An 18,462-nucleotide genomic window follows, 5' to 3' on the forward strand; every position below is an offset into this window, starting at 1 on the left:
ACCTACCTCCTGCTCAATTTTCAAATGTCCATATCTCCAATATTCCTAACTGGTAGGGGAGGATTTTAGTTTCTTTGTTACTATGTCTGTCTTATCCTTGGAGTGTTACTTGGGGATTTAATATTTCTTTTCTACTTTCTCATATAACCAGTTTCTAGTATTTAGGATTCTTTTTTCACCAAATTAAAAGAGCGTATCCGAAAAAAACGATAAGCCCCTGAGTTTTATGCTTTTTGACTTAACCCCAAAAAAGACCCTGGATTCATTTACTTTTGATAGTCACTTGTAATCATCAACCATCTTTTCAACTTCATTGACTCTTATTCGATTGGTCCCATGAATTGAGTAATTAGATAAATATGCTCAATAAGTTTCACCTTTTTCAAGTTTTCCACATTCTCAGTTCCACCTAATCCAAGGAGAGGGGTATAACCAAAGCATTCATCAAAATCTGGTTCTCCATATTTATCAGCTGCTTCAGGATAAGGATTCCAATCTAAAATTTCTTCGTAAAATGATTCATCTTCTAAATCAGGAAAGAAATATTTGAAACCGGACGATATCCCTTTAATTTCACCCTTTCTAAAATTAAGTAAAATTAAATATTTATTATCTTCCCAAACAACAAGATCCCCCATTGATGTAGTAAACAATACTAGAGCATCCTCGTTTCTTACATATACATCCTTTAATAGTTCCTTATATTTTTCTGGGTTAACAATATTTAAATACCCGTTTAAAATACTACCAAAACCATATTTATTCCACACTTCTAATACTTGTTCAGGTATGTAACCATTGAAATTATTAATAGTTTCTGCTTGTGCTTTTTCAAATAATTTAAAGTTATCAAAAATGTTAGTTGACATTTTTATAATCACCTCTATTTCATTGTATTAATTTCACATTTAAGTATATTGATTTTTTATCCACTTCCGTCATACTAGCTGCAATAGTTTTTATTTGTTCATCTATAACATCAATTCTATATCTCCATTGCGAACCAAGGGATGAATTAACCCTTTTATCTCCCATTCCACCAATATCAAGTGGATTGCCACCCGCAATTTGATCTGGATTATGTAAAGCAGCCTGTTCATTTATCCATACTGTAGCCTGCTTTTCTGATTCTTTTCTAGATAAGCCTGTCTCCCTTAACTCATCAACTTTATCTAAATAAGCTTTTACTCTTGCAGCCTTTTGAGCTGCATTCCCTTCTAAAGCTCTTCCTTCTTCTATATATCTTTCTCTATTCTTTAAATACTCATCAATAGTTAAACCATTCAACCCTTTTTCTTGGTCTTTTAACTGTCTTGCGAATTCTTCTGTATTGTGTTTAGGATTTTGCTTGAACTTGACTTCTATTTCTGAGATTCTTTGGACATGGTACAAAACACCCATACCCTTTCCACCATCACTCTTCGCCGCAAACTTCTGCACGATATCCTTAATCGTCGTTTTATCAAATGTGACATGTTTATAGTTGTTTCCATACGCCGTCGCTAATTCTTCGACCCTAATCCGGAGAGGTACTTCCACCTTGCCGATTTCCCTGCCGAAGGCTTGAACCTTCTGAACCTGCTTTTGCGCAAATTCCTTGCTGTAAGGGATGAACTTTGTACCGCTTGCTACTTTATCGGCGACCTTCGCCGCACCAGCCACACCGGCGATGCCTAGTGCCATCAACAGCCCGTTCTGGCGCTGTTCCTCGGTTAGCTGGTTGCCGAACATGTCTTTGCCTGTGGCCGCTTCACCGAGGCCGTTGGCTGCGAGGAGTCCGTATATTCCGTATTCGGTTTTCTGGAGGAGGCTAAAGCCTTTTGTCGTTTTATAGGCATCTAGTGCGTGGTCTGCGGCATTAAGTCCTTTGGCCGTTTTGTATAGGGCGCTGCCGCCTTTGATGGCCCGTCCGGCCCAGCCGACGACGGGGATGAATCCAGCGGCAGCCATGGCGCCGGCGGCGATTCGTTCGGCATCGGACAGCTTGCGGCCCGTTACTGGATCGACTCCGGTTGAGGCCCTGATTGAATCATAATATCCCGTGAATTCCCCTGTAAAGGTTTTTGTCGTATCCCAGGCTTTTTCGTACCATGGGCGATTTTCGAGTTCTTCCATTTCCTGTTCGATTTTCCGGGCTTCGGCTTGCTGCTTTTTGAAGGTTTGATAGTCTTTCATCTGACCGGCGACTTCATCCTTCACTTGATAGACGTCACTGCTCTTGAATGCCGATTGATCGAACGTCATCGGCGATACGTTGCCGTCCTGTTTGGTGGCATCAAGCAAGGCACGGAAGAGCCCGACGGCCACGTTTTCCTGCCCGACGGACACATCATATTCCTCGACCAATTGCCGGTCGACATTCTCGACCTTTGTCACGGTGTCATCCAGCCTGTGCCCGGCCAGCGTGATTTTTTCATTAAAGTCCTTTTGATCGAACATATCAAGAAGCAAAATATCGTCAATGCTGTTCAGGATTCTTTGGAGATCATTCGCTTGTTCATCGACAAGCGATTTCGCTTGGTTGATGCCGTTGGACACTTCACCATCTAAAAAGGGAACCTCGACCACCGTATTTCCCGAGAGGTCCGCCTCTTCCAGACTGCCCGGTATGCCTTCCAAAAAACTGATTTGGGTCGTGAATAGTTCCATCCAGGCGTCCGCCACCTCGATTTGCGCTTCATAGAAGCTTTTGATGGCGGTAGCACCGGCTCCCTGAAACTCGTTATCAAGGCCGACAATGCCCTGAAATTCCTTTTTCAGGGCTGCGACTTCCTTCTTTAGATCTTCATATTGCTTAGCTCGCGACTTGGTTGCGGCCGTCAATGTCTCGGCTTCATATATTTTCATCTCACAGGATACCCATGTGAAGACGTATGAGAGATGGCTTCATCCTGTTCTTTTAATAAGTCAATGTTGGCACGGGTATCTTCCACATTTTTCTGGACGATTTTGATATATTGCTCGAAGACCTTCTCCAGGTTCGTTTCCCGATCGATCCATTTCGAAGTGAATTCCAATTTATTGTTGCCAAGCTCGCCTGCCGGCAAATTTCCAAGCGTGACTGTACCAAGTGCCGTCTTCACTTGATCGACTTGCTTCATTACGGCAGGATGATTCAGTTTGATTGTCGTCATTAAAACAACCGCCTTTTTAAATCGGATATTTTACTTTCCAGCTGCTCAAATGCCTCTTCGCCTTTGTTCAAAAGGGAGTCGGCTTCTTGGGCTATATTCCCCGCTATGCTAAGAAGCGTATTCTCGGCATTCAGCTTTGTAATCATCGCTTCGATTTTCCATTGGTAATCATCATAATCGTCATGAATGATACTAAACATCACATTATAAGCATCATGACGTGCATCCTGAAAGTGATCCGAACGGTTCCCTGTCCAGCTGCCACCAAGCTCAGGCTCTTTTATTTTCCTAATCTCGTTAAGACACATGCTCTGTTCTTTTATAATATCGTTTTTTGCATTTTCTAATCGTTCAATTTTCACATTTAAATCAGCTTTTTTACTGGAGATAGCAGAGTGTATATTACTCAAAATATCTGCATATACCATGAAACTCACCTCAGAAAACAGTATAATCCTACACTAACTGTCATATTTTTCTTATTTAACATTATAAGGATTAAAGTCCGAGAGTTAAATAGGGAGAAATATGCTATTTTATCAGTTGAAAGAGAAGTTTGGCATAAAAAAGTTCCTACATACCATATTCTTTATACCCGGCATTTTACCAATTTTAAACAAGTAAACCCCTTGGATTCACTATATAAACTTCCAACACTTCATTCAAATTGCCCTTGACTGTATCTATGCAGCAGGTCATCCCGAACAAATTCCCTGCAAGAGGAGGATAAATGTGACCGCTCGGGATGTATCAAATCACCAAAAGGCAAATCACCGACAAATTTAACTTCACCTTTAAAATCCTGTCCGGATTCAGCATCAAAACCGATGACCTTCACAAAGCAAGTTTTGTGTCCGGTTTTCATAAAATCAATTACTGTTAACACATGATTATGTATATCATTCATACTTTTTCCCCCAACCATGAAATCTTTAAATAAAAACATTTTTTACTAGCATTCCGATTAAAACAATTATGGTTTAGATCTCTAAGGTGTTAAAACATTGGAAATAGGCACTACTGCTTTCCATTATTTACTTTATTTTTCTATGTATTTTGTTCAATCTACCCTTATTTAGGTGAAGTTACATGAACTGATTTCTTCATTTATTTATGTTTTTTTCGTTTCCAAGCATGTTTATGATTTCCCATTACTTCCACCGAAGGTCAGTCTGATAGCCTCGAGGACCTTCCCTCTTCTATATAGATTTATAACCTGCTATAATCTAAGGATTGGAGGTGTGAGAAATGAAAGAAATCATCCAGATATTAGCTGAAATCGTCAATAATCTTCACGATTTCATCCTATTCTTTGTAAGTGACACATTAAATTCAAATGCAACGGACAAAGATTTGCATTTTTGGATAATGGGAATCATCGGTATCATCATATTTTTGTTCGTGTTATTTTTATCTAATTTAATTGCCCGGATGCGTTTTGGGATAACGATACTCTCTTTCCTTTATACCTTTACAGTCATGGTTGTTTTAGTATTTGCCATAGAGATACAGCAAGCCCTTACCAGCAGAGGAAATATGGAGTTTCAAGATGCGGCGATAGGCCTATGGGGGTTCATCGTATTTTTCATGGTTTTTGCTGTATTATCATCCATATTCCTATTTGTGAAGAATTTTTTCAAGCAATCAAAATAAAGGTAACGATAGGTCACCTTGCTTAAAACATTCCTAATACCTTTCAATAAATGGAAATTCGGGTTTTGTATTGGCGGGAATGATGGATTCTCTGCAGCATCATCTTAAATCGAAAGCAAGGTTACAGAGAAGCAAATATGATTTGAGGATTACTTCGATTCATTTTCATTGAATAAATCAACGCTGAACAGATTAAAAGAATCGTCGTCATTAATACGTTCCTGATCATTTCCTGATATATCAGGACTATTTTCCCTGCGGCGGCGATTTACTTCCCTTAATTCCGCTTCCAGGAATTCCGCTTGTTCGTGGGAAAGCTTGATCGTGATTTCATTATTTTGATCATCTGCAGCTTTCAAGAGGACATAGCTATCCGCAGCATTACGTAAAGTCACATTGCTTACTGTTAAGTTCATGTTCGCTAGTTCATATCTTGCCTTCATAATGTAAAAAGAACCTCCATCGGAAAATACCGGATAAAATAAAGTATATTAAATATACTCTACTTCAAGATATTTAAATATACAAATTCTTTGTTTGGAAAAGCCTTGAAACCTAAGAAAGCTACCTCCTTAAAGATTTCCGACAATAAAAAATTGGTGTGCCGCATCATTAAAGCTTCGTTCTTGAATAAGGGTACAGAAGGGGTTCTTCCCTTGAAACTCCAGAAGTTCTGGAACCAATTTAGCAATTGAATGCGAATTCGTCCCTTTCTTAAAAAATACTTGAATGAATTCAGATTGAATATAAACAATGGAACCCTCCATTAGTGGAAAGGTTCCATTTATTTTTATAATTCTTTCTCGATCGCTCTAGTAATATGGTATGGACCCATGCCTTTATTTGGAGTAATGACGGTTCTCAATCGCTTTGACGGATATACCGCAGAATTGAAACTTACTCCCGGGTCATACCCTATAAGGTGGTATTTGAAAATCGCGTCATTTTTTTACGGATCCATATACCATAGCCATAGTATTCCCCATCATCTTCTGTAGCAATATGGGTTTCCAATAAGAGATTGGTATATTCTTGCTTCAGTAACTGATTGGAAAATAACCCCTCCCAAAACCTGAACATATCTGATGTGGTAATATACGCTCCTCCATCCGCACTGCCTTTGATGGGAAGGGAATAAACGTTGGTTCTCCATGCTCCATTTTCTTCGTCTATGTACCCTAATGCAGTATTTTTAGGTAGCTGATCCATGGAAAAATAACCGGAGTTTTTCATTTCACAAGGCAGAAAGATGTTCTTGTCGATATATTCGGTAAATTCAAGTCCGGTTAGTTCCTCAACAATCAATCCTAATAAAATATAGCCTGCATTATTGTAATGGAACCTTTCCCCGGGTTGAAACATCATCACCTCATTTTGAAACATTGGCAGGAAATCTTTTAATCCTTTTACATGGTACATCGGATTATTCTGCCATAGCTCCTCAAAATCATCCATCACTTCTTCATCAAAGTAATCAGGGATGCCCGAAGTGTGTGTTAAGAGGTGATGTATGGTCACATTTTGATTGAAATCAGGAAACATGATCCTAACACAGTCTTTAAGTTTAGAATCGAACCTAAGTTTTCCTTTTTGTATTAACTGGCAAATGGCTATCGCGGTAAACAGTTTACAACCGGAAGCAATACCGAACTTTGTTTCTGTCGTATTCATGATTTCGTCCGCTCGATTGGAATAGCCATGTGCTGAACTATGAATCAGATCATCTCCCGCTTTCACACTGATTACACCCGAGAATTCAATTTCCTTTCCCGTTGCTTCAATATTCTTGGATATGTCCATATGTAGAGTCTCCCTTGCCGGTAAAATTTTCATTACTGAAGTGTTGGCAAAGGTGCTTGTTAGGTCTAGCAAAAAACCCGCATCTTATATGATGCGGGATAACTTATCTAAGATTTCACTCGTTATTTCCACCAAGTATCATAAACATTGATGGCTTCATTGCGTTTATGTTCGGTTTTAGTATACCATCCTTCGATGATTTCAGCTGCTTCCGTTCTGATTTCCTTGCCTTCAAGGTAATCATCGATTTCATCATAGCTAACGCCTAAAGCCACTTCATCAGGAAGTAACGGTTTGTCATCTTCTAAATCGGCCGTTGGTATTTTCGTATAAAGGCGCTCAGGAGCACCGACGAATTTCAGGATTTCTTTTCCTTGCCTTTTATTTAAACGGTATAAAGGAATGATATCCGCTGCACCATCACCATGTTTCGTAAAGAAACCTGTGATCGCTTCAGCTGCATGATCCGTACCAAGCACAACGCCTTTATACAGCCCGGCTAAATCATATTGCACCTTCATTCGCTCTCGTGCTTTAACATTTCCCCTTAAGAAATTCGATAGCTTTTCAGAAACTGCTTCTTCCACAGCTTTGATAGATGCATCCACCGCTTCCTTGATGTTGACTGTAACCGTTTGGCTTGGCTTAATGAATTTTAAAGCCAGCTGCCTGTCTTCTTCATCTGCCTGTACTCCATATGGCAAGCTTACAGCAACAAACTTATAGTCGCTGCCATTCGTTTCTTCATTTAATTCATTGACGGCGGTTTGGGCAATATAGCCAGCCAGTGTTGAATCTTGACCTCCGGAAATTCCAAGTACGAAGCTTTTCAGAAACGTATTTTTCTTCATATACCCTTTTAATAGATCAACACTTTTCCTGAATTCGGCTTCGGGATCGATCGTTGGTTGGACAAGTAATTTTTTTACGATTTCTTTTTGTAATGGACGCATTGGCATTTCCCCGCTTTCTAATAAAATAGATAGGTCATTTCGTTAGCATTCTTTCTACTTTGGCTTTAACTTCATCTATATTCCTCATTTTATTATCCCAACAATCCTGGCTTAGATCTACCGGATATTCTTCAGGATTAAGGGCACGAAGGTACTCCGGCCATAATACTTGGAGATTTTTTTGCGTGAAGGCCTTGATTTCATCTATGGTCGGCAATTCATAAATCAAACTTCCATCCTTAAAAATATCCACATGCAGATCAACCGCATCAAAATCCGTGACGAATTTACTTAGGAATGTATGGACAGGATGAAACATTTTTAATTTTTCCTGCTCCTGCGGCTTCTCATATTCCATCGCCAAATAATCACCTTCAGCATGATGGTTCACTTTATTGATGATTCGATATACTCGTTTTAGGCCAGGTGTCGTGACCTTTTCAGGGTTAGAAGAAATTTTGATGGTATCTCTCATATTCCCATCTTCACCCTCTATTGAAACCATTTTATAAACAGCACCCAGCGCTGGCTGGTCATAAGCCGTAATCAATTTGGTTCCGATGCCCCAAATGTCAATTCTTGCTCCTTGTTGTTTCAGATTGATGATTGTATATTCATCAAGGTCATTGGAAGCGACAATCTTCGCATCATGGAATCCTGCAGCATCAAGCATACGTCTTGCCTCTTTCGATAAGTAAGCTAAATCACCACTGTCAAGACGGACGCCAATGAAATTGATTTTATCACCCAACTCCTTGGCAACACGGATTGCATTCGGGATGCCAGAACGCAATGTATCATACGTATCAACCAAGAATACACAGTCTTTATGGGAAACAGCATATTTATGAAAAGCCGTATATTCATCTTTATAAGCTTGGATCATGGAATGTGCATGCGTCCCTGAAACCGGAATGCCAAACAGCTTTCCAGCACGTACATTACTAGTGGAATCAAAGCCAGCAATATAGGCCGCTCTCGCTCCCCAAATTGCGGCATCCATTTCTTGCGCCCGCCTTGAACCGAATTCTAGGGCAGATTCTTCACCGATGACCTGCTTGATGCGTGATGCCTTTGTTGCCACGAGTGTGTGATAGTTCACAATGTTAAGCAACGCAGTTTCTATGAGTTGAGCCTCACCAAGCGGTGCTTCCACCCGTAATATCGGTTCATTGCCGAAGACGAGCTCCCCCTCTTTCATGCAGCGGATCTCTCCCGTGAAACGGATGTTCATCAAATATTTCAAAAATTCTTCATCATAGTGCAGATCATTTTTTAAATAGTCGATATCACTTTCCGAGAAGGAAAAGTTTTGAAGGTAATGGACAATTTTTTCAAGTCCTGCAAAAATCGCATATCCGCTATTAAATGGAAGCTTTCTGAAAAATATCTCGAAAACTGCCTTGCGGTTATGTGTTTTGTCCTGCCAATAAGTTTGGGCCATATTAATTTGGTATAGGTCAGTGTGTAATGCGTAACTGTCATCGTTGTATTTTTTTTCCATGGATAGTTCCTCCCAAAAGAGAAGCATTCGCTTCCCTTCTATTCTGTTGCTTGAATCGAAATTATAGAATGGTTGCTCCAAGAGATCCTTTAAAATGTCCAAGCGCCCAATGGTGACCGGCATCATTGAACGAGGCCACTGCATGTTCATATACAAAAATTTTATAGCCTAAATTATAAGCGTCGATTGCCGTATGCAAAATGCAAATATCTGTACAAACTCCGACTAAATATACATCGGTAATGTGACGTTCCCGCAGGCGGATATCAAGGTCTGTTCCTGCAAAGGCCGAATAACGTGTTTTATCTATATAATGAACATTCTTTTGATTTTTATTTGTTTCATATTCCTCTTTTAACGCCCCATATAGGTCTCTACCCATTGTACCGCTAATATTATGTGGTGGAAACAAATTCGATTCGGGATGTAAGCGGTCTCCTTCTTCATGTAAATCAATAGCGAATACCGTATATTCGCCTTGTTTGATAAATTCCTTGGTTATACTGGCAAGTTCCTTCTCGATATCCTGACCTGGCTTCCCGCAGGTCAATGAACCCCCGTCTGCCACGAAGTCATACGTATAATCTATATTGATCAATGCCTTTTTTCCCATTTCACCAATTCCCCCTTAATAGTAAATAGAGTCCATGACAACCTCTGCATTAAACCGGTAAAGCTGTGAAGGCCGGTACGAATTACGTTTCGTTTTCTTTTGCATTCCCTTTTCATCCAATACTTTCTCCAAAAATGGAAGCTTCGGGGCCTTTGCATAAAAAAGGGAGTCTGCACTGATTTTTGCATCATCTCTGGCTGTCAGCAAAACCCGTTGCAGTTCAGAAAGTGTAAATTCATCAGGCAGGAATTTTTGGGCTATCGTCGTTTGCACCATTTCTTTTTTCAATACATTCATCGCTTCGTTAATAATTGTATAATGATCAAATGCAAGATCTAATTGTAAGGCTTCCTGAATCGTGAACAATTCAACCTCAGCTGCGTCATCATTCGCTTTTCTTTGATGAAGAAACTCTTCCTGGACAATTGCATAAAAAGCATTGGATATGATCCATCCCCTGGGATCGCGCCCTGGGCGGTCATAAACCCCGAAATGCTTGACATGGAATCCAGCTACGCCCGTTTCTTCTTTCAATTCTCGTTTGGCTGCTTCATAGGCAGTCTCGGAAGCATTGACAAAGCCTCCGGGTAAAGCCCATTTATCTCCTTCAACATTGGGGCTTCCTTCCTTATCTTTTGAGGCACGTTTGATTAATAATAGCTTCAAAAACATTTCAGGAGGGGCTTTCTCTGCCGTTTTCTTTGTAGTAATAGTAAAAATTGCAATATCTGCTGTGTATCCATCTGGAGTAATATATTTCTTTATTTCCTGCTGAGCCATGGCAACTCTCACTTTCTTTCACTAAGTATGGAATTAAGTAATTAGTAAACCTTTAATTACTAATTATAGTACTCTTCCTTGTGTGATTTAGCAACTCTAAAACAGAAAAATTTTCTAATTATTTAAATAATCATTCATTTTATTCCATGGAAAAAGCCCGGTCATGATGAACCGGGCTTTTTCCATGGAATACTTTATACGGGATAGACCCCATGCTTACGATCGGTAAATGTCAATTGCTTACTGCTATACGCTTCAAACCGCGCGCTCAATTCATCACGCAGGTCATTCGGCTGGATGATGCCATCAACGATCATTTCAGAGGCTAAGCGGTAAATATCGATATCTTCATTATACTCATTGCGCTTCTGTTCAATGAATTCAGGGCGCTCTTCTGGTTCCATCGCATTGATTTTATTGGCATAGACTGCATTGACCGCAGCTTCAGCTCCCATGACCGCTATCAATGCCGTCGGTAAGGCAAGAACGCAGTCCGGTTCAAAGGCGGGACCGGCCATCGCATATAGTCCGGCACCATAAGCTTTACGGACGATGACGGAAATCTTGGGAACAGTGGCTTCACTCATGGCCGAGATCATTTTCGCACCATGGCGAATGATTCCTGCCCGTTCGACCTTCGTCCCAATCATGAATCCTGGAATATCCACCAGGAATAACAGCGGTATATGGAAAGCATCACATAAGTTGATGAACTTGGCAGCCTTATCAGCTGAATCATGGAACAGGACGCCGCCCTTGACTCGCGGCTGATTGGCTATGATTCCTATCGTTTGTCCATTTAGCCTTGCAAGCCCAGTGATTAATTCAGGGGCAAATAGCTTCTTGATTTCACAAAATGATTGCCTGTCTATAACCCTATCGATCAGGTCGTACATATTGAAGGCTGCATTCTGATTTTTAGGAATCAGTTCTTCCAAAGTTTTTTCGAAATCCGCAGGCAGCTCAGGTTTTACGCTTTTAGGTCTTTCTTGATAATTTCCTGGAAAATAGCTTAAGTACCTGCGCGCAAACGCGATTGATTCTTCTTCCGACTTGACAAGTACATCGCCGCATCCTGAAACGGAACAATGCATTTTCGCCCCGCCCATTTCCTCTTCGCTCACCTTTTCGCCAATGACCATTTCTGCCATTCTCGGTGAACCTAAATACATGGATGCATTGCCATCAACCATTACGACAATATCACAAAAAGCTGGAATATATGCCCCGCCGGCGGCAGACGGACCGAACAATAGACAAATTTGCGGGACTTTTCCTGATAGCTTCACTTGGTTGTAAAAGATGCGGCCAGCTCCGCGGCGGCCCGGAAACATTTCTACTTGATCCGTAATTCGTGCCCCGGCAGAATCGACTAAATAAAGAAGGGGCAGCTGTAACTTTTCGGCTGTTTCCTGAATGCGAATGATTTTCTCGACGGTCCTTGCTCCCCAGGATCCAGCTTTCACAGTCGAATCATTGGCCATGACACAGACCCTTTGACCATTGATTTTTCCGATGCCCGTAACTACACCATCAGCAGGCAGACCAACACTTGCACAATTGGCAAAGAAAGCGTCCTCTATTTCTACCCCTTCATCGAAAAGCAGCTCTAGACGTTCACGTACGAAAAGCTTTCCTTTTTCAGCGTTTTTTTGATGATACTTATCTAAACCGCCTTTTTTAATCGTTTCAACCGTTTCGGTTAGTTTATCCGTCGTTACCATCCCTGTTCCTCCTTCAATAGAAATCATTGGCCTCTATATACCGGTTTGCGTTTTTCCTTGAATGCAGACAGACCCTCCAGTCGGTCAAGGGTTTTTAAAGTTGTCTGATAGCAGTCATTTTCAATTTGCAATCCTGTTTTCAAGTCGGTCTCAGCCCCTTGATTGATCGCCGCTTTTGCAGCCCTGAGTGCTAATGGGGCATTGACCGCAATCTCCTTAGCCAATTTTTTCGCTTCCTCAAGTAAATGTTGGGGTGAATATACATGACTGATGATTTTTAAGGCGTGTGCCGTTTTTGCATCCAATCTCCTTGCCGTATAAATCAGTTCTTTCGCTGTCGGCATTCCGACTATCCGGGGCAGTCGCTGTGTACCGCCTGCACCAGGGATGATGCCTAATGACGTTTCAGTCAGCCCCACCTTTGCCGTTTCCGATGCGATGCGTATGTCACAAGCGAGTGCCAATTCCAGCCCACCGCCAAAAGCCGAACCGTTGATCGCAGCGATGACCGGTACTGGAAGGTTTTCTACAGCCGTAATCGTGTCTCCGATCAACTTGACTGTCTCCTTGACTTTATCATCATTCATACCCGCTCTTTCCTTAAGATCCGCACCTGCACAAAACGCCTTTTCACCTGCTCCCGTTATAATGACTGTTCGTAAATTGGAATCTCCCTTCAATTCATCCAGCCCTTCGATTAAGCAATGAAGCAATTCTGTGGATAAAGCGTTAGCAGCATCCGGCCGATTCAAGGTCACGAAGGCAATTCCCTTTTCTTCATACCTTATATCAACTAATGAAGTCATACATTCACCTCGATTTCGCTTATTGTGCGTTATTTACAGCCATCTGATGGCTAGGCAATGGTTTTTCCAAAAAGCTTTGCACCATGGCCGCAGCCTTCAATAGCTTTTCGGGATTGATTCCTGTGTGAATCCCCATTTTATGTAGCATATGAACCAGGTCATCCGTAGCCACATTTCCGCTCGCTCCTGGTGCATACGGGCATCCCCCTAAACCTCCGAGCGATGAGTCGAAAGTGTAAATACCATAATTCAGTGATTCAAGGATATTTGCGAGGGCCATTCCCCTTGTATCATGAAAATGGAGGGCAATTTGGCTCATATCATATCTTTTTACAGCCTGTTCAAGGAACAGTGCAACCTGTCTTGGAGACGCGACCCCAATGGTATCACCCAACGAGACTTCATCGATGCCATATTCAAAAAGTTGATCACAAACACGGAAAACCTGATCAGTCGAAACCTCCCCTTCATACGGACAGCCGAAAACGGTTGAAACATAGCCCCTGACCGTTTTCCCGCTATTTGCTGCTGTCCTGATGACATCCTTCAATATTGGAAAGGTATCGGAAATCGACTTATTGATATTTTTCAGATTATGCGTTTCACTGGATGACATGAACACGGAAATATCATCGATATTGGCGTCAAGGGCCGACTCCAGTCCCCTTTGATTCGGTACAAGGGCCCCATAAGTGATACCAGGCTTGCGCTTTATTCCCTTAGCCACCAGGACGGCATCACTCAATTGGGGAATCCACTTTGGGTGTACGAATGAAGTCACTTCTATATAAGATAATCCTGTATCAGAGAGCTGATCGATCCACTCCATTTTGCTTTGTGCAGGTATTATGACCTTTTCATTTTGCAGCCCATCACGGGGTCCAACTTCCTTAATTGTCACTTTTTCAGGCCAATTCATCATACCCCTCCGTCCCTTTATTCAATGACGGCCAAAACGTCGCCTTCATTTACGAAATCCCCTTCATTCACTTTTAGTTCTTTAATGGTGCCAGCTTCCTCGGCTGCAATGGGGATTTCCATTTTCATCGATTCCAAGATAATGATATCCTGTCCGTCGGTTACACTTTGCCCCTCATTTACTACGATTTTCCAAACGCTTCCTGCCATGCTTGCCTTTAATTCTGCCATTTTATTTTCCTCCCGATCATTATGTTTTAAGTTATACAGTCAATTTTTGAATATATTTCGCAATGAAATCCGTAGTCGTATCTCCTTTGGAAAAAGCCTCATGAGAAATTATTTCCATCAGCAAAGGAAGGTTTGTTTTAATTCCTTCGATTTTATAGCTTGCCAGCGCTTCTCTTAATCTCTCAATCGCATTATCCCTCGAGTCGCCGCTCACCACCAATTTGGCGATCATCGGATCATAAAAGTGGGATACGACCGAAGTTCCATGAACGGCCAATTCATGACGGATCCCTTCACCTTCCGGAAGTTCCATGGTGGTGATTCTCCCCGGTGCCGGATAAAAGGTTTTCGGATCTTCAGCATAAATGCGGACTTCAATGGAATGTCCGTCCTGTTTAATCTCACTTTGGGTGAAATCCAATTTGTTGCCCGATGCAATTTTAATTTGCTGTTCGACTAAGTCCAGTCCCGTAATTTCTTCAGTGACAGGATGCTCTACCTGAAGGCGTGTATTCATTTCCAAGAAATAAAAGTTTTTATCTGCATCTACTAAAAATTCAAGTGTGCCCGCATTGCTATAACCGATGGATTTTACCGCTTTCACTGCAGCCATTCCCATCCTGTTTCTTGTTTCTTCGTCAAGGAAAGAAGATGGAGCCTCTTCCACGACCTTCTGGTGGCGCCTTTGAACGGAGCATTCCCTTTCCCATAAGTAAACAGCATTCCCAAAGGAATCTGCCAATACCTGAATTTCGATATGACGAGGCTTCTCAATCAATTTTTCTATGAACATATCTCCATTGCCAAAAAATAATTGGGCACGTTTTTGATTCCCTTCGAAGGCTTTGGTTAGTTCATCTTCATTAGCAACGGCCTGCATGCCGATTCCCCCGCCGCCTGCTGCTGCTTTTAACATGACTGGATAGCCAATCTTTTCGGCAACGGCTGCCGCTTCTGCACTATCAATTAACTGACGTGAAAATCCAGGCACCAATGGAAGTCCTGCTTGCTCCATCTTTTTCCTCGCCTCGACTTTATTGCCCATTTGCTGAATGATCTCTGGTTTGGGACCTATGAATATCAAGCCGGCTTCTTCGCATGAACGTGCGAAATCTGCATTTTCACTAAGAAAACCATATCCAGGATGAATGGCCTCCGCTCCGGTTTCCTTAGCTATTTCCAAAATCTTATTGACGTTTAAATAGCTTTCCTGTACTCTCGGGCCACCCAATAAATATGCCTCATCCGCCAATCCCACAAAAGGCGAATCCGAATCTGCTTCCGAATGGACAGCGACAGTAAGTATTCCCAGCTTCTTGCATGTACGAATAATGCGTGATGCTATTTCTCCCCTGTTTGCGATAAGAATTTTTCGAATCATTCGATATCCTCCTTATTTAGTGCGTTCCGTTAGTAGGTCAAGAGTTTGCTGCCGAAGCTTATACTTTTGGATTTTTCCGGATGCAGTCATTGGATAAGCATCGGTAAATTGAATGTAACGCGGAATTTTATGAAAAGATATTTTCCCTTTGCAATACTCTATCAATTCTTTCTCCGTAAGGGTTTCTCCTGCTTTCAAAATGATCCATGCGGCTACCTCTTCCCCATATTTCTGATCTGGAACGCCGAGTATCTGGACATCGACAATTGCAGGGTGTTGGTAGAGGAATTCTTCAATCTCACGGGGATAAATATTTTCCCCTCCGCGAATGATCATATCTTTCAGCCGGCCAGTAATCTTGCAATAACCCCTCTCATCCATCACTGCCAAATCTCCCGTATGAAGCCAGCCTTCCGTGTCAATCGCCTGCTCAGTGGCTTCCGGGTTATTATAATAGCCCTTCATTACATGGTATCCCCTCGAACAGAGTTCACCCTGCATGCCCCGCGGGACTTCCTCCCCTGTAGCCGGATCGACAATTTTCACTTCCACTTTCGGCAAAGCCCTTCCCACTGAAGAAACACGAAGTTCGATCGGATCGTCCGTTCTTGTCATCGTAATTCCTGGAGAAGATTCCGTTTGACCATAAGTAATCGTGATTTCCGTGATGCCCATCTTATTCACCACGCTTTTCATGACTTCAATCGGACATGTCGAGCCTGCCATGATACCAGTCCGTAACGAGCTTAAATCATACTGGTCAAAGTCATCGAGATTAAGTTCAGCAATGAACATCGTCGGTACACCATGAAGCCCCGTACATTTTTCGGCTTCAACTGTCTGAAGGACAACGCGTGGATTAAATTCCACAATCGGCACCATTGTTGCCCCAACTGAAACAGATGCCATCGTACCAAGGGAACAGCCGAAACAATGAAAAAACGGAACCGGGATGCATAGCCGGTCGGCTTCGGTCAGCTTCATGCACTCTGCGACATTCAATCCGTTATTGACCAAGTTGGAATGCGTCAGCATCACTCCTTTTGGAAATCCTGTCGTCCCTGATGTATATTGCATGTTAATGACATCACCTGGAGCCAATTCCTCCATCCTCATGTCGAGCGATTCCTCCGAAACAGATTCGCCTCCGCTAATGACTTCATCCCATGAAAACGTTCCGGGATAACGTTTTTCACCTAAAACGATGATATTTTTTAATTTTGGCAGTTTCTCAGATTGTAATTTTCCTGGTTCTGCATTTTTCAATTCAGGTACGATTTCGTACAGAGTATCTATATATGAATGATCCTTATATTGTTCCATCAGGATGATCGTCGTCGAATCGGATTGCTTAAGCAGGTATTCCAGTTCACTTGTGCGGTAATTAGTATTGACCGTCACCAGCACCCCGCCCATTTTCGCGGTGGAAAATTGGGATATAAGCCATTCCGGTTTATTGGATGCCCAAATGGCGATATGTTCCCCTTTTTTAATATCCAGTGACATGAACCCCCTGGCAGCCTTTCGGCAAATCTTTTCAAATTCGCGATAAGAATGGCGCAGGCCTAGTTCATGGTACACAACTGCTTCATTACCACCGTATTGTTCAGCTGTCCTTTCAAGCAATTTCCCGATCGTAACATCTAGCAAATCAGACATCAAACTCCTCCTAATCAAATAAAGGTAAGAATGAACGCTTTTTGCTGTATAGATAACATCTGCTTTTCACCCAAATGAACCCCAAGCATCAAGTTCATTTTACGTTTCGTAAAGATTAACAGCCTAATTGCCTGGCGATAACGAGTCTTTGAATTTCGGATGTGCCTTCACCAATTTCCAATAACTTAGCATCTCTTAAATAGCGTTCCACTTCATATTCACGCATGTAACCAGAGCCGCCGTGTATTTGAATCGCTTGATTGCTGGCGCGGAACGAGGTCTCACTAGCAAAGAGCTTGGCGTATGCCGCTTCCTTTGCAAAAGGTTTTTTATTGTCTTTTAACCATGCAGCCTTATATACCATATTCCTCGCCAATTCGATCTCCATCGCCATGTCTGCAAGCTTGAATTGAATGGCCTGGAAATTTGATATGGTTTTACCGAATTGGATGCGCTCTTTTGAAAAAGCTAAAGCTCTGTCAAAGGCAGCCTGAGCGATACCGACGGCCAAAGCTGCAATGGAAATCCGTCCTCCATCAAGCGTGAATAGGAATTGTTTGAACCCTTTGTCCGGATCTCCCAATAAATTTCCCTTTGGCACCCGAACATTATCCAGAATGATTTCACAAGTATTGGAAGCCCGGACTCCCATTTTTTCATAATTGCTATTGATCGTCAGCCCTTGGGTATCTGTTGGCACGATGAATGCCGAGATGATGTTTTTGCCCTTTGAATCTTTTCCCGATACAGCAGTGACAGTAACCGTTCTTGAATAGCTGGCATTTGTTATCCATGTTTTTTCGCCATTAATCACATATTCATCACCATCCAACACGGCAGTCGTTCTCGTACCGCCAGCATCGGAACCCGCATTAGGCTCTGTCAACCCGAAAGCTGCCAGGGTTTCACCGGTCGTGATTGGAACCAGATATTTTTGCTTCTGTTCTTCGGTTCCAAAATAGTAAATTGGACTTGCCCCGAGCGAAACGGCTGCGGCATAACTTAAGCCGGTTCCCCCGCACGCCTTGCCAATCTCTTCAACGGCAATGGCATACGAAATCGTATCTCCGCCCGAACCGCCATATTCTTCAGGAAACGGAATTCCAAGCAACCCGAGTTTCCCCATTTTTTTGAATACATCCTCCGCAAACATGGACTTTGCGTCCAACTCTATCGCAATCGGTTTAATTTCCTTTTCAGCAAATTCCCTTACCATTTCCTTAATCATTTGCTGTTCTTTTGTAAGTGAAAAATCCATATGTTCATTCCCCTTTCTATTGAGACCGACTAGTTGGTCTGTACAAAT

At 42.0% G+C, this 18,462-nt stretch carries 18 protein-coding genes and 1 pseudogene; 1 reads left to right on the top strand and 18 read right to left on the bottom strand.

Annotated features, from left to right (window positions below):
* Positions 1 to 320: 320 nt before the first annotated feature.
* The 5 genes from AC3WLU_RS01160 to AC3WLU_RS01180 all read right to left on the bottom strand — a co-directional run bounded on the left by AC3WLU_RS01160 (position 321) and on the right by AC3WLU_RS01180 (position 4,041).
* Positions 321 to 869 carry a T6SS immunity protein Tdi1 domain-containing protein gene (locus AC3WLU_RS01160; protein ID WP_189337295.1) on the bottom strand — a complete coding sequence of 183 codons (549 nt, stop codon included), beginning with the start codon at positions 867 to 869 and terminating at the stop codon, positions 321 to 323.
* Positions 870 to 888: 19 nt separating this feature from the next.
* Entirely contained in the window at positions 889 to 2,847 is a 1,959-nt protein-coding gene (locus AC3WLU_RS01165; protein WP_492596630.1) for a polymorphic toxin type 15 domain-containing protein, read from the bottom strand.
* Positions 2,844 to 3,134 (bottom strand): YwqI/YxiC family protein, encoded by a 291-nt coding sequence (locus AC3WLU_RS01170; RefSeq protein WP_057277738.1) that lies wholly within the window; start codon positions 3,132 to 3,134, stop codon positions 2,844 to 2,846. The genes AC3WLU_RS01165 and AC3WLU_RS01170 overlap by 4 nt, the downstream gene beginning before the upstream one ends.
* On the bottom strand, positions 3,134 to 3,562 hold the full coding sequence (locus AC3WLU_RS01175; protein WP_034312189.1) for a YwqH-like family protein: 429 nt from the start codon (positions 3,560 to 3,562) through the stop codon (positions 3,134 to 3,136). Before AC3WLU_RS01175 ends, AC3WLU_RS01170 begins: the two co-directional genes overlap by 1 nt.
* 230 nt (positions 3,563 to 3,792) lie before the next feature.
* A complete protein-coding gene (locus tag AC3WLU_RS01180) occupies positions 3,793 to 4,041 on the bottom strand; it encodes a hypothetical protein (RefSeq protein ID WP_057277739.1) in 249 nt (82 codons plus the stop codon).
* A gap of 341 nt (positions 4,042 to 4,382) precedes the next feature.
* On the opposite strand from AC3WLU_RS01180, the gene AC3WLU_RS01185 reads away from it, so the two are divergent.
* Positions 4,383 to 4,787: a hypothetical protein gene (locus tag AC3WLU_RS01185; RefSeq protein WP_063576322.1), complete on the top strand. Its 405-nt coding sequence runs from the start codon at positions 4,383 to 4,385 to the stop codon at positions 4,785 to 4,787.
* A 149-nt stretch (positions 4,788 to 4,936) separates the two neighbouring features.
* Here AC3WLU_RS01185 and AC3WLU_RS01190 read toward each other — a convergent pair whose 3' ends face one another.
* The 13 genes and pseudogenes from AC3WLU_RS01190 to AC3WLU_RS01250 form a co-directional block, all read right to left on the bottom strand.
* Positions 4,937 to 5,230 carry a hypothetical protein gene (locus tag AC3WLU_RS01190; RefSeq protein ID WP_063576323.1) on the bottom strand — a complete coding sequence of 98 codons (294 nt, stop codon included), beginning with the start codon at positions 5,228 to 5,230 and terminating at the stop codon, positions 4,937 to 4,939.
* A 347-nt stretch (positions 5,231 to 5,577) separates the two neighbouring features.
* Positions 5,578 to 6,587: pseudogene (locus AC3WLU_RS01195) on the bottom strand (serine hydrolase domain-containing protein).
* A gap of 122 nt (positions 6,588 to 6,709) precedes the next feature.
* Positions 6,710 to 7,540: an NAD(+) synthase gene (gene nadE, locus AC3WLU_RS01200; RefSeq protein WP_057277742.1), complete on the bottom strand. Its 831-nt coding sequence runs from the start codon at positions 7,538 to 7,540 to the stop codon at positions 6,710 to 6,712.
* Between the two features lie 34 nt (positions 7,541 to 7,574).
* Positions 7,575 to 9,044 carry a nicotinate phosphoribosyltransferase gene (locus AC3WLU_RS01205; protein ID WP_268564942.1) on the bottom strand — a complete coding sequence of 490 codons (1,470 nt, stop codon included), beginning with the start codon at positions 9,042 to 9,044 and terminating at the stop codon, positions 7,575 to 7,577.
* 61 nt (positions 9,045 to 9,105) lie between these two features.
* Positions 9,106 to 9,657: a cysteine hydrolase family protein gene (locus AC3WLU_RS01210; protein WP_492596631.1), complete on the bottom strand. Its 552-nt coding sequence runs from the start codon at positions 9,655 to 9,657 to the stop codon at positions 9,106 to 9,108.
* A gap of 15 nt (positions 9,658 to 9,672) precedes the next feature.
* Complete coding sequence (locus tag AC3WLU_RS01215; protein WP_487372559.1) at positions 9,673 to 10,437, bottom strand: NUDIX domain-containing protein; 765 nt, start codon at positions 10,435 to 10,437, stop codon at positions 9,673 to 9,675.
* 194 nt (positions 10,438 to 10,631) lie between these two features.
* Positions 10,632 to 12,161, bottom strand: a complete 1,530-nt coding sequence (locus AC3WLU_RS01220; protein ID WP_492596632.1) for an acyl-CoA carboxylase subunit beta — start codon at positions 12,159 to 12,161, stop codon at positions 10,632 to 10,634.
* Between the two features lie 23 nt (positions 12,162 to 12,184).
* The gene (locus tag AC3WLU_RS01225) at positions 12,185 to 12,967 is read right to left on the bottom strand and encodes an enoyl-CoA hydratase (RefSeq protein ID WP_492596633.1); all 783 of its coding nucleotides are present in this window, start codon (positions 12,965 to 12,967) and stop codon (positions 12,185 to 12,187) included.
* 19 nt (positions 12,968 to 12,986) lie between these two features.
* Positions 12,987 to 13,889 carry a hydroxymethylglutaryl-CoA lyase gene (locus AC3WLU_RS01230; protein ID WP_063576329.1) on the bottom strand — a complete coding sequence of 301 codons (903 nt, stop codon included), beginning with the start codon at positions 13,887 to 13,889 and terminating at the stop codon, positions 12,987 to 12,989.
* A 14-nt stretch (positions 13,890 to 13,903) separates the two neighbouring features.
* The gene (locus AC3WLU_RS01235) at positions 13,904 to 14,116 is read right to left on the bottom strand and encodes an acetyl-CoA carboxylase biotin carboxyl carrier protein subunit (protein ID WP_427619210.1); all 213 of its coding nucleotides are present in this window, start codon (positions 14,114 to 14,116) and stop codon (positions 13,904 to 13,906) included.
* 31 nt (positions 14,117 to 14,147) lie between these two features.
* A complete protein-coding gene (locus tag AC3WLU_RS01240; protein WP_492596634.1) occupies positions 14,148 to 15,497 on the bottom strand; it encodes an acetyl-CoA carboxylase biotin carboxylase subunit in 1,350 nt (449 codons plus the stop codon).
* 12 nt (positions 15,498 to 15,509) lie between these two features.
* The gene (locus tag AC3WLU_RS01245; RefSeq protein ID WP_063577748.1) at positions 15,510 to 17,147 is read right to left on the bottom strand and encodes an AMP-binding protein; all 1,638 of its coding nucleotides are present in this window, start codon (positions 17,145 to 17,147) and stop codon (positions 15,510 to 15,512) included.
* Between the two features lie 124 nt (positions 17,148 to 17,271).
* Positions 17,272 to 18,414: an acyl-CoA dehydrogenase gene (locus tag AC3WLU_RS01250; RefSeq protein WP_283930677.1), complete on the bottom strand. Its 1,143-nt coding sequence runs from the start codon at positions 18,412 to 18,414 to the stop codon at positions 17,272 to 17,274.
* Positions 18,415 to 18,462 lie beyond the last annotated feature (48 nt).

The sequence above is a fragment of the Peribacillus sp. FW305-BF15 genome (genome assembly GCF_058783805.1).